Here is an 11,823-nt window from a genome sequence, read left to right on the forward strand (position 1 = left end):
ATCCGGAATCAGGTACATACGATCGAGTAGCACCGATCGGTAACGTGCGCCCGAAGACCGGTGAAATGGGCACACAAGATCGGGCTGTCAGAGCGTACGAGATCGGTACACAAGCCCCTGTTCCCGATGCGCGGCGAGGTGACCCTCATGACCGCAACACCCCACAAGCCCACTGTCACCGAACGCGAGGCACGGCAGGTCGCCGAGGCCGCGCGCGAACAGGACTGGCGCAGGCCCAGCTTCGCCAAAGAGCTGTTCCTCGGCCGTTTCCGGCTGGACCTGATCCACCCGCACCCGCTGCCGGCCGACGAGGACGCCCGGCGCGGCGAGGAGTTCCTCGCCAAGCTGCGCGACTTCTGCGAGACGAAGATCGACCCGGCGCTCATCGAGCGCGAGGCGCTGATCCCCGACGAGGTCATCAACGGCCTCAAGGAACTCGGCGCCTTCGGTATGAAGATCGACACGAAGTACGGCGGTCTGGGCCTCACCCAGGTGTACTACAACAAGTCGCTCGCCCTGATCGGCTCGGTGAACCCGGCGCTCGGCGCGCTGCTCTCCGCGCACCAGTCGATCGGCGTACCGCAGCCGCTGAAGCTCTTCGGCACCCAGGAGCAGAAGGACGCCTTCCTGCCGCGCTGCGCCCGCACCGACATCTCGGCGTTCCTGCTGACCGAGCCGGATGTGGGTTCGGACCCCGCCCGCCTCGCGACGAGCGCCGTGCCGGACGGTGACGACTACCTCCTGGACGGCGTGAAGCTCTGGACGACCAACGGCGTCGTCGCCGACCTCCTCGTGGTCATGGCGCGTGTGCCGAAGTCCGAGGGTCACAAGGGCGGCATCACGGCCTTCGTCGTCGAGGCTGCCTCCGAGGGCATCACCGTCGAGAACCGCAACGCCTTCATGGGCCTGCGCGGCCTGGAGAACGGCGTCACGCGCTTCCACCAGGTCAGGGTGCCCGCCGCGAACCGGATCGGCCCGGAAGGCTCCGGCCTCAAGATCGCCCTGACCACCCTGAACACCGGCCGGCTCTCCCTCCCCGCGATGTGCGTGGGCGCCGGCAAGTGGTGTCTCAAGATCGCCCGTGAGTGGTCGGCGGCGCGTGAGCAGTGGGGCAAGCCGGTCGCGTTCCACGAGGCGGTCGGCGCGAAGATCTCCTTCATCGCTGCGACGACGTTCGCGCTGGAGGCCGTCCTCGACCTGTCCTCCCAGATGGCCGACGAGGACCGCAACGACATCCGCATCGAGGCCGCCCTCGCGAAGCTGTACGGCTCCGAGATGGCCTGCCTGATGGCGGACGAGCTGGTCCAGATCCGCGGCGGCCGCGGCTTCGAGACGGCTGAGTCACTGGCGGCGCGCGGGGAGCGGGCGGTACCCGCCGAGCAGGTCCTGCGCGACCTCCGTATCAACCGCATCTTCGAGGGCTCCACCGAGATCATGCACCTGCTGATCGCCCGCGAAGCCGTGGACGCCCACCTCTCGGTCGCCGGTGACCTCATCGACCCCGAAAAGTCCCTCTCGGACAAGGCGAAAGCGGGCGCGAGCGCCGGTGTCTTCTACGCCAAGTGGCTGCCGAAGCTGGTCGCTGGCCAGGGTCAACTTCCGCGTGCGTACGCCGAGTTCAACCAGGAAATCGACCTCTCCCCGCATCTCCGCTTCGTCGAACGCAGCGCCCGCAAGCTCGCCCGCTCCACCTTCTACGCCATGTCCCGCTGGCAGGGCCGGATGGAGACCAAGCAGGGCTTCCTGGGCCGGATCGTCGACATCGGCGCCGAACTCTTCGCGATGAGCGCGGCCTGCGTACGGGCCGAACTGCTGCGCACCACCGAGGGGCACGGCCGCGAGGCCTACCAGCTTGCCGACGCCTTCTGCCGCCAGTCCCGTATCCGCGTCGACGAACTCTTCGGCAGGCTCTGGACCAACACCGACGACCTCGACCGCAGGGTGGTCAAGGGCGTCCTGGCGGGCCGCTACGAGTGGCTGGAGGAGGGCGTCATCGACCCGTCGGGCGAAGGACCGTGGATCGCCGACGCGTCGCCCGGTCCGAGCAAGAAGGAAAACGTCCACCGCCCCATTCGCTGACGTTCTCCCCACGAACACCCGGCAGCCCCGTCCGTCATTCCACCGCTTGCCGCACCGAACCTGTGCGCCAACAATGAAATGAGTGGAATGGCGAACGGGCGTCCGCATTCTCCGGTGGGCCCACCACTGGGCAGGGCTGCTCACGGACGCCGCTCAGTTGTGGGGGAATACCCATGCCAGCCAAGGGCCTTGACGCCATCACCGGCAGGATCATGCGGGCCGGCGAGGGCCGGATGCTGCGCCGCCTGGAGCGCGTGGCCGAGCAGGTCGGTTCCCTGGAGGAGGACTTCAAGGAGCTGTCCGACGAGGAACTCCAGTCGCTCACACCGGAGTTCAAGGAACGGTACGCCGCAGGTGAGAGCCTCGACGACCTGCTGCCGGAAGCCTTCGCCACGATGCGCGAGGCCGCACGGCGCACCCTGGGCATGCGCCACTTCGACGTCCAGATCATGGGCGGCGCGGCGCTCCACCTCGGCAACATCGCCGAGATGCAGACCGGCGAGGGAAAGACCCTCGTCGGCACGCTTCCCGTCTACCTGAACGCCCTGACCGGCAAGGGAGTCCACCTCGTCACGGTCAACGACTACCTGGCCGGGCGCGACGCCGAGTGGATGGGCCGCGCCTACCGCTTCCTGGGCCTGACGGTCGGCGTGATCAAGACGCAGTCGACGCCGGCCGAGCGCCGCGACCAGTACGCCTGCGACATCACGTACGGCACCAACACCGAGTTCGGCTTCGACTACCTGCGCGACAACATGGCCTGGTCGAGGGACGAACTGGTCCAGCGAGGCCACCACTTCGCGATCGTCGACGAGGCCGACTCGATCCTCATCGACGAGGCACGCACGCCGCTGATCATCTCCGGCCCGGCCGACCAGCCCACGCACTGGTACGACTCCTTCGCCAAGTTCGCCCTGCGGATGAACGGCGTCCTGGTGCAGGAGGAGCAGTTCACCACGCCGGCCGACAAGGACCGCCTGGCCGAGCTGCGGACCCGGTACGACTACGAGTACGACCCCAAGAAGCGCACGGTGTCGATCCTGGACCGTGGAGTGGAGTACATCCAGGACCAGTTGGGCATCGACAGCCTCTACGAGTCCGACCACACCCCGCTCATCGGCCACCTCAGCAACGCCCTCAAGGCCAAGGAACACTTCAAGAAGGACAAGGACTACGTCCTCGTGGACGGCGAGGTCCTCATCGTCGACGAGCACACCGGGCGCATCCTCGCGGGCCGCCGCTACAACGAGGGCCTGCACCAGGCCATCGAGGCCAAGGAAGGCGTGACGATCAAGGACGAGAACCAGACGCTCGCCACGATCACCCTGCAGAACTTCTTCCGCCTCTACGAGAAGCTCGCCGGAATGACCGGCACCGCCATGACCGAGGCGGCCGAGTTCCACCAGATCTACAAGCTGCACGTCGTCCCGATCCCCACCAACCGGCCGATGGTCCGCGTCGACGACCCCGACCAGATCTACCGCACCGAGGAGGCGAAGTACGCCGCGATCCTCGCCGACATCGCCGAGAAGCACGCGGCCGGCCAGCCGGTCCTGGTGGGCACCACCTCGGTCGAGAAGTCCGAGGTGCTGTCCGCGCGGCTGCGCAGGGAGGGCATCCCGCACGAGGTCCTCAACGCCAAGAACCACCACCGCGAGGCCCAGATCGTCGCGCAGGCAGGACGCAGGGGCGCCGTCACCGTGGCCACCAACATGGCGGGCCGCGGAACGGACATCATGCTCGGCGGCAACCCGCAGGCCATGGCGCTCGCCGAGTCCGGCGCGGACACGGACCCCGAGGACCAACAGAAAGTCCTCGACCGGATCACCACCACGGCCGCCGCCGAACACGACGAGGTCAAGAGCCTCGGCGGCCTCTACGTCCTGGGCACCGAACGCCACGAGTCACGGCGCATCGACAACCAGCTGCGCGGCCGCTCGGGCCGGCAGGGCGACCCGGGAGCCTCCCGCTTCTACCTCTCGCTCCAGGACGACCTGATGCGGCTGTTCCGCGCCAACGTCGTCGACCGCGTGATGTCCATGGCGAACGTCCCCGACGACGTACCCATCGAGAACAGGATGGTCACCCGCGCCATCGCCTCCGCCCAGGCCCAGCTGGAGCAGCAGCACTTCGAGTCCCGCAAGGACGTCCTGAAGTTCGACGAGGTCCTCAACAGGCAGCGCACCCTCATCTACGCCGAACGCCGCAGGGTCCTCGCGGGAGAGGACCTGCGCGAACAGATCCTGCACTTCATGGACGACACCGTCCGGGCCTACATCGAGCAGGAGACGAGCGAGGGCTTCGCCGAGGAGTGGGACCTGGAGCGTCTGTGGGGCGCCCTCAGGCAGCTCTACCCGGTGCGGATCACCGTCGAGGACCTGGAGGACGCGGCGGGCGGCCGCGCGAACCTCACCGCCGCCGACCTGCTCGACGCGGTCACGGAGGACATCCACGCCCGCTACGAGGACCGCGAGGCCGAACTCGGCGCCGACACCCTGCGCGACCTGGAACGCCTGGTCGTCCTCTCCGTCCTCGACCGCAAATGGCGCGAGCACCTCTACGAGATGGACTACCTCCGCGACGGCATAGGACTGCGCTGGACGCTCGGCAGGGAGCCGATCGTCGAGTACGAGCGCGAGGGCTTCGACATGTACGGCGCGATGACCGAGGCCATCAAGGAGGAGTCCGTCGGCTATGTGTTCAACCTCGACGCCACGGCTCCGGCCGCCGAGACCCGGCGTGGGCCGACCGGCGGACTTCACTTCACCGCGCCCACGGTGGACACGGCGGAGGGGGTGGTCGAGGGGGCCTTCGCCCCGGCAGACGCAGCTCGCGAGCCCTCGGAGGAGGCGCCCGCGCGAAGCGGCGCCCGGCCCGTGAAGTCGAAGGCCAGGCGCCGCCGCAAGCGGTGAGGACGGGTCAGCAGTACTTGCTGCTGGGATCCCGCGTCGTCCACGAGCACGAGTCGACCTTGCTGCCGTTCGCCTTGGTGAGCGTGGCGGTGTCGCTCGTGTTGTTCCAGACGTACGCGCGCCGGTTCTGGTACCTGTGCGCCGAGGTGGCGGTCCCCTTGCCGGTGTGCACGATGACGGTCTTGCCCGCCCCGATCTTGACGTTGGGGAAGGTGAACCTGTGGTTCGCGACGTCCTTCAGGATCCAGCCGTTGACCGAGATCGCCGCGGAACTGGTGTTCTTGAGCTGGATCCACTCGCCGTTGAGGCTGGCGTTCGAGCCCGTGTCCGTGCCCGGGCTGTCGAAGTAGGCGCGGTGGATGGTCATACCGCCGGCAGCCTGAGCCGGAGTGCTGAGAAACGTGCCCGTCAGTGCCACGGCGCCCGCGAGTGCGGGCAGGGCAGCGCGTATCCGCATGAGAAAGAAACCCCCCAGGGTGTTGTCCACCGGTCGGTCGTCCGCCGACCGGTGATGCAGTGCTATCACACGATCTTCACGTTGGTTTCACAAAGGACGATTTCAGTCCCTCTGGCACACGGAGGTGCCAAAGGGACCGGAAGAGGGGCGCGCTGTCCTGCGCCCGACGCAATGCGGCCACAATGGGGGAATGAGCGACAGTCCAGCGCCCCTCGCTGATCCGCATCTTGTCTTCGACCCCGTGGACGGAGTCCGGGATGTCGTGATCCTCGGCTCCACCGGCTCGATCGGCACGCAGGCCATCGACCTCGTGCTGCGCAACCCGGACCGGTTCCGGGTCACCGGGCTCTCCGCCGCCGGCGGACGGGTCGCACTGCTCGCCGAGCAGGCCCACCGGTTGCGCGTCCAGACGGTCGCCGTGGCGCGCGAGGACGTCGTACCGGCGCTGAAGGAGGCCCTCGCGGCGCGGTACGCCTCCGGGGAACCCCTTCCCGAGATCCTCGCCGGACCGGCCGCGGCCACCCACCTGGCCGCCTCCGCCTGCCACACCGTGCTGAACGGAATCACCGGCTCCATCGGCCTCGCGCCCACCCTCGCCGCCCTGGAGGCGGGCCGCACTCTCGCGCTCGCCAACAAGGAGTCGCTCATCGTCGGCGGCCCGCTGGTCAAGGCGCTGGCCAAACCCGGCCAGATCATCCCGGTCGACTCCGAGCACGCCGCCCTGTTCCAGGCCCTCGCCTCGGGCACCCGGGCAGACGTACGCAAACTCGTCGTGACCGCATCCGGGGGCCCCTTCCGGGGGCGTACGAGATCCGAACTGGCCGCCGTCACCCCCGAGGCCGCACTCGCCCACCCCACCTGGGCCATGGGACCGGTCATCACCATCAACTCCGCGACCCTGGTCAACAAGGGGCTCGAAGTCATCGAGGCGCACCTCCTCTACGACATTCCCTTCGAACGGATTGAGGTGGTCGTGCACCCGCAGTCGTATGTCCACTCGATGGTCGAGTTCACCGACGGATCCACGATCGCCCAGGCGACGCCGCCCGACATGCGCGGGCCCATCGCCATCGGCCTGGGCTGGCCCGAGCGCGTGCCCGACGCGGCGCCCGCCTTCGACTGGACCAAGGCGTCGAGCTGGGAGTTCCACCCCCTGGACACCGACGCGTTTCCGTCGGTCGCCCTCGCCCGGCACGTCGGGCAGCTCGCGGGCACGGCCCCGGCGGTGTTCAATGCCGCCAACGAGGAGTGCGTGGACGCGTTCCTGAACGGCGCACTGCCGTTTCTCGGGATCATGGAGACTGTCACACGAGTGGTCGAGGAACACGGCACACCGGTTACGGGAACTTCTCTGACCGTCGCGGACGTCCTCGAAGCGGAGACCTGGGCGCGCGCCCGGGCCCGCGAACTGACAGCACAGACGAAACAGACAACGCAGGCGACAACCGCGGAGGCTCGTGCATGACGACCTTGATGATGATCCTCGGCATAGTCGTCTTCGTGGTCGGCCTGCTCATCTCGATCGCGTGGCACGAGCTGGGGCACCTGTCGACGGCCAAGCTCTTCGGTATCCGCGTGCCCCAGTACATGGTCGGTTTCGGCCCGACCATCTGGTCGCGCAAGAAGGGCGACACCGAGTACGGCATCAAGGCGATCCCGCTCGGCGGCTACATCCGCATGATCGGCATGTTCCCGCCCGGCCCGGACGGCAGGATCGAGGCCCGCTCGACCTCCCCCTTCCGCGGCATGATCGAGGACGCCAGGTCGGCCGCCTTCGAGGAGCTCAAACCCGGCGACGAGAGCCGCCTCTTCTACACGCGCAAGCCGTGGAAGCGCGTGATCGTGATGTTCGCGGGCCCCTTCATGAACCTCATCCTGGCCGTCGCGATCTTCCTCGGCGTGATGATGACGTTCGGCATCCAGACCCAGACCACCACCGTCGGCAAGGTCTCCGACTGTGTCATCCAGGGCAGCGAGAACCGGACGAAGTGCGAGGCCGGCGACGAGGCCGCACCCGCCAAGGCCGCCGGCCTCCAAGGCGGCGACAAGATCGTCGCGTTCAACGGCGTGGCCGTCGAGGACTGGTCGACCCTCCAGTCCGACATCCGCGACAACCCCGGCAAGACCGTCACCCTCACCGTCGACCGCAAGGGCGAACAGCTCGACCTCACCGCCCACCTGATCACGAACCAGGTCAGCAAGACCGACGGCAACGGCGGCTATGTCGAGGGCCAGTACGTGTCCGCCGGCTTCCTCGGCTTCACACCCGCCACCGGCATCGTCGAGCAGTCCTTCGGCCAGTCCGTGGACCGCATGGGCGACATGATGCAGAACGGCGTGGAGTCGCTGATCTCCCTGCCCAGCAAGGTTCCGGCCCTGTGGGACGCGGCCTTCGGCGACGGCCCGCGCGAGGCCGACTCCCCGATGGGCGTGGTCGGCGCGGCCCGTATCGGCGGCGACGTCTTCACCCTCGACATCCCGGCCTCGCAACAGATCGCGATGATGCTGTTCCTGGTGGCCGGCTTCAACCTCTCGCTCTTCCTCTTCAACATGCTCCCGCTGCTCCCGCTCGACGGCGGGCACATCGCGGGCGCGCTGTGGGAGTCGCTGCGCCGGAACCTGGCGAAGGTGCTGAGGCGGCCCGACCCCGGTCCCTTCGACGTCGCCAAGCTGATGCCGGTGGCTTATGTGGTGGCGGGGATCTTCATCTGCTTTACGTTGCTCGTATTCGTGGCAGATGTTGTCAATCCCGTGCGCCTGAGTTGATGAATCGGTCATTTTCTTTCTGTGCGCTGTTATGACTGCGCCCTTCACTCGGGTAACTCACACGAGTGAAGGGCGCAGCTTGTTCGTGCGTCATGGTCGCGGGCTTCGTACGTTCTTGCTGTTCATGGGTGACCCCAGCGGTGCGCTAACACCCTGGGGTCTGGCCAGTCTGGAAAGGACTGACATGCAGCAAGGTACTGCGCCGCGCGCAGATGGCAAGGACAGGGACGCGGAGACCGCTGACGTCGCCGCCTACATGCGGGTCTCGACCACTGAACAGCGGGGCAGGTACGGGATCCCCGTCCAGGAGCAGGCCATCCGTGCGTTCGTGGAGCAGCGGCCGCAGTGGCGTTTTGTTGAGGGGCGCCAGGATGTTGGCGAATCGGGCTCGACGCATTCACGCCCTGGATTCGACGCACTGCTCGGAGACATCGCCGCAGGGCGGGTGAAGCTGGTCCTGGTGCATCGTCTCGACCGGCTGGGGCGGACTGCGGCTGCCATTTGGCGTTGCATCTGGCAGATCGAGGATGCCGGGGCGCGGGTGGAGTGCTGCACCGAGCCTCTTGGTGAGCCCGGCATCGAGCGATGGCTCACGGTAGACGGGCTGGCGCAGGGCGTGGAAGCGGACTACAAGCGTATTCTCGCGCGCACCCAGGCGGGTCGGCAGCTGAAGGCGGTCGACGGTGGGTGGCCGGGTGGTCCGGCCCCGTACGGCTACAGGATCAGCGGCAAGGGGGCATTCGGGTCGACTCTCGAAGTAGATCCGGCCGAAGCGAGTGTGGTGAGGCTCATCGCCGACCTCGTGATCGGCGGACTGTGTGGCTTCCAGGGCCTGGCGGATGAGCTGAACGATCGAGGCATCTTGACTCGAAGTGGCAAGCGCTGGAGGCCTTCGAACCTGGTCAGGCGGCTACGGAGCGGGACTTTCCTCGGGGAGGTGGTCTTTCGCCGTCTTGATCAGCAGTGGGGTGACCACTGCACCAGACTGGGCGGTGACGGGCGCCCTCTGCATGGCGAGAGTGTGGTGATCCCACTGCCTCCGATTCTCTCGGCGGATCGGATCAAGGCCTTTCAGGAGGCGCTGGTCAAGCTCGCCAGACCGCGAAAGAATCCCAATGGGGAGTACCCGCTCACCGGGCGCATCCATGGCCAATGCGGGCTGCCGTACGTCGGTTGCTTCCGTAGTAAGGACGGGGTTCGTACCTACCGCTGTCTCGGGTGGCAAGGTTCTGTCGCATGCGGGTGTGTCTTCCTTCTAGCCGATTACGTGGAGGACGAGGTGGCGACGCGCGTCAATGCTTTGCTCGCCTCGATGCCACCGAGCAGTAGGCCGACGCTGTCGTCTCTCCCGGAGGTGGTGACGACGTCGATCGGGCAGATCGAGCGGGCGAGGTCGCTGGACCGGCTCGTCGCGCGGTGCGGAGAGGAGCTCGAAGCGCTGCGGAGCCGGGCTGAGCGAGACCTTGTCGTCGCGGCTGCGACGCGTCAGCTCGAATCGGACGTGCAGGTGTTCGGCCGGATCCTGGCTCATGCGCGTGACTGGCTGCGTGAACTCGAGGATCTGGGTCACAAGGATGCGCGGCTGAAAGCTGTTTTTGCATCGGACACCCCGGACATTCGGACTCTCCCACCGTCCGATCGGCGTCGTGTGGTCGAGCTGGCCGACGTGCGTGTTGAAATCGTGGATCCCACGTTCCGGTCACGAGAAGGGCGGGAGTGCTCCACGACCGAGTGGCATCAACGCACTGGGACGCCGGTCCCGACCGACCCCACGGACGGTCAATGGGAACACGTTGACCGGCTGCTCCGCTCCAAGTATCCGGCTCACCACTTCCGGTCACCGTTGAACCTGCGGGCGGCTCTCATGGGGATGCTGCACCGCCTGCGTACCGGAATCCGTTGGCCCGACCTTCCGGAGAGGTTCGGCAAGTTTGCGAAGGTTCGTCTGAGGCAGCGCACATGGCTGGCGGACGGCGTGTGGCCGGACATCATGCGGCTGCTCAACGAGGAGGGAGAGGGCAGCCCGGTTTTTGAGCGCGCTGCTGTCCCTTCCCTCGTGATCCACACGGACCTGGACGCCGCTCGGGCGTCCTGAGGAGTTCCACAGCCGTCCGGGGAGCATGTCCTCCCCGGACGGCCACCATGCCCGGCCGCCCACCAATGAGTACGTTTACCTGCGGGATGTGTCCCGGCCCGTGCCCGTGCCGTAATCTCGAAGCCTGGAGCCCACGATTCCGGGACCTTGATCCACAACTTGGGGTTGCACAGCAGATGACTGCGATTTCTCTCGGCATGCCGTCCGTTCCGACCAAGCTGGCCGAGCGCCGCAAGACCCGGCAGATCCAGGTCGGAACCGTGGCCGTGGGCGGAGACGCACCCGTCTCGGTGCAGTCGATGACGACGACGCGTACGTCGGACATCGGCGCCACGCTTCAGCAGATCGCCGAGCTGACCGCGTCCGGCTGCCAGATCGTCCGGGTCGCCTGCCCCACCCAGGACGACGCCGACGCCCTCGCGGTCATCGCCAAGAAGTCCCAGATCCCCGTCATCGCGGACATCCACTTCCAGCCGAAGTACGTCTTCGCGGCGATCAACGCCGGCTGCGCGGCCGTACGTGTGAACCCGGGCAACATCAAGCAGTTCGACGACCAGGTCAAGGAGATCGCGCGGGCCGCCAAGGACACCGGCACCCCGATCCGGATCGGCGTCAACGCGGGCTCGCTGGACAAGCGGCTCCTCCAGAAGTACGGGAAGGCGACGCCCGAGGCGCTCGTCGAGTCCGCCCTGTGGGAGGCGTCCCTCTTCGAGGAGCACGACTTCCGCGACATCAAGATCTCGGTCAAGCACAACGACCCGGTGGTCATGGTCAACGCCTACCGCCAGCTCTCGGCGGCCTGCGACTACCCCCTCCACCTCGGCGTCACGGAAGCCGGTCCGGCGTTCCAGGGCACGATCAAGTCGGCTGTCGCCTTCGGAGCACTGCTCAGCGAGGGCATCGGCGACACGATCCGCGTCTCCCTGTCGGCCCCGCCCGTCGAGGAGATCAAGGTCGGCATGCAGATCCTGGAGTCGCTGAACCTCAAGCAGCGGCGCCTGGAGATCGTCTCCTGCCCGTCCTGCGGCCGCGCGCAGGTCGACGTCTACAAGCTGGCCGAGGAGGTCTCCGCCGGCCTCGACGGCATGGAGGTCCCGCTGCGCGTCGCCGTCATGGGCTGCGTCGTCAACGGCCCGGGCGAGGCCCGCGAGGCCGACCTCGGCGTCGCCTCCGGCAACGGCAAGGGACAGATCTTCGTCAAGGGCGAGGTCATCAAGACCGTCCCCGAGTCCAAGATCGTCGAGACCCTCATCGAGGAGGCGCTGAAGATCGCCGAGCAGATGGAGGCGGACGGAGTCGCTTCCGGCGAGCCGTCGGTGTCGGTGGCGGGCTGATTTCCTTCGCCCCCTCCGCCCCTTCCCGTCCCGTTTCTGGGGGCTGCCGCCCCCGGGCCCCCGCTTCGCGCTGAACGCGCTCGTCGTCAAACGCCGGACGAGCTGAAAACTTCTAGTGCCGGCCGGGGAAAGATTCAGCCCCTCCGGCGTTTGAGGAGCGGGGGTCCAGGGGGCAGCGCC

Annotated in this window: 7 protein-coding genes; 6 read left to right on the forward strand and 1 reads right to left on the reverse strand. The window is 67.4% G+C overall.

Going from position 1 to position 11,823, the window contains the following annotated elements:
• Positions 1-147 precede the first annotated feature (147 nt).
• Together ACFYPC_RS29105 and secA are read left to right on the forward strand one after the other, a co-directional pair.
• Positions 148-2,079 (forward strand): acyl-CoA dehydrogenase family protein, encoded by a 1,932-nt coding sequence (locus ACFYPC_RS29105; RefSeq protein ID WP_388682089.1) that lies wholly within the window; start codon positions 148-150, stop codon positions 2,077-2,079.
• Between the two features lie 173 nt (positions 2,080-2,252).
• Positions 2,253-4,991 carry a preprotein translocase subunit SecA gene (secA, locus tag ACFYPC_RS29110; RefSeq protein WP_388682092.1) on the forward strand — a complete coding sequence of 913 codons (2,739 nt, stop codon included), beginning with the start codon at positions 2,253-2,255 and terminating at the stop codon, positions 4,989-4,991.
• 7 nt (positions 4,992-4,998) lie between these two features.
• Here the strand turns inward: secA and ACFYPC_RS29115 are convergent, their stop codons facing one another.
• Positions 4,999-5,448 (reverse strand): lamin tail domain-containing protein, encoded by a 450-nt coding sequence (locus tag ACFYPC_RS29115; RefSeq protein WP_388682095.1) that lies wholly within the window; start codon positions 5,446-5,448, stop codon positions 4,999-5,001.
• A gap of 190 nt (positions 5,449-5,638) precedes the next feature.
• Here ACFYPC_RS29115 and dxr point away from each other — a divergent pair, with 190 nt between their 5' ends.
• The 4 genes from dxr (at position 5,639) to ispG (ending at position 11,643) form a co-directional block, all read left to right on the forward strand.
• Complete coding sequence (gene dxr / locus ACFYPC_RS29120) at positions 5,639-6,913, forward strand: 1-deoxy-D-xylulose-5-phosphate reductoisomerase (protein WP_388682097.1); 1,275 nt, start codon at positions 5,639-5,641, stop codon at positions 6,911-6,913.
• On the forward strand, positions 6,910-8,214 hold the full coding sequence (locus ACFYPC_RS29125; protein ID WP_388682100.1) for a M50 family metallopeptidase: 1,305 nt from the start codon (positions 6,910-6,912) through the stop codon (positions 8,212-8,214). Before dxr ends, ACFYPC_RS29125 begins: the two co-directional genes overlap by 4 nt.
• Before the next feature lie 184 nt (positions 8,215-8,398).
• Positions 8,399-10,309 carry a recombinase family protein gene (locus tag ACFYPC_RS29130; protein WP_388682104.1) on the forward strand — a complete coding sequence of 637 codons (1,911 nt, stop codon included), beginning with the start codon at positions 8,399-8,401 and terminating at the stop codon, positions 10,307-10,309.
• 176 nt (positions 10,310-10,485) lie between these two features.
• Positions 10,486-11,643 (forward strand): flavodoxin-dependent (E)-4-hydroxy-3-methylbut-2-enyl-diphosphate synthase, encoded by a 1,158-nt coding sequence (gene ispG, locus ACFYPC_RS29135; protein ID WP_388682107.1) that lies wholly within the window; start codon positions 10,486-10,488, stop codon positions 11,641-11,643.
• The last annotated feature ends 180 nt before the right edge of the window (positions 11,644-11,823 follow it).

Origin of the sequence: Streptomyces sp. NPDC005808 (assembly GCF_042871385.1) — a bacterium.
Taxonomy (GTDB): domain Bacteria; phylum Actinomycetota; class Actinomycetes; order Streptomycetales; family Streptomycetaceae; genus Streptomyces.

Coding starts and splice junctions, on each gene's coding strand:
- ACFYPC_RS29105 (WP_388682089.1), top strand. CDS start 148: ATGACCGCAACACCCCACAAGCCCACTGTCACCGAACGCGAGGCACGG.
- secA (WP_388682092.1), top strand. CDS start 2,253: ATGCCAGCCAAGGGCCTTGACGCCATCACCGGCAGGATCATGCGGGCC.
- ACFYPC_RS29115 (WP_388682095.1), bottom strand. CDS start 5,448: ATGCGGATACGCGCTGCCCTGCCCGCACTCGCGGGCGCCGTGGCACTG.
- dxr (WP_388682097.1), top strand. CDS start 5,639: ATGAGCGACAGTCCAGCGCCCCTCGCTGATCCGCATCTTGTCTTCGAC.
- ACFYPC_RS29125 (WP_388682100.1), top strand. CDS start 6,910: ATGACGACCTTGATGATGATCCTCGGCATAGTCGTCTTCGTGGTCGGC.
- ACFYPC_RS29130 (WP_388682104.1), top strand. CDS start 8,399: ATGCAGCAAGGTACTGCGCCGCGCGCAGATGGCAAGGACAGGGACGCG.
- ispG (WP_388682107.1), top strand. CDS start 10,486: ATGACTGCGATTTCTCTCGGCATGCCGTCCGTTCCGACCAAGCTGGCC.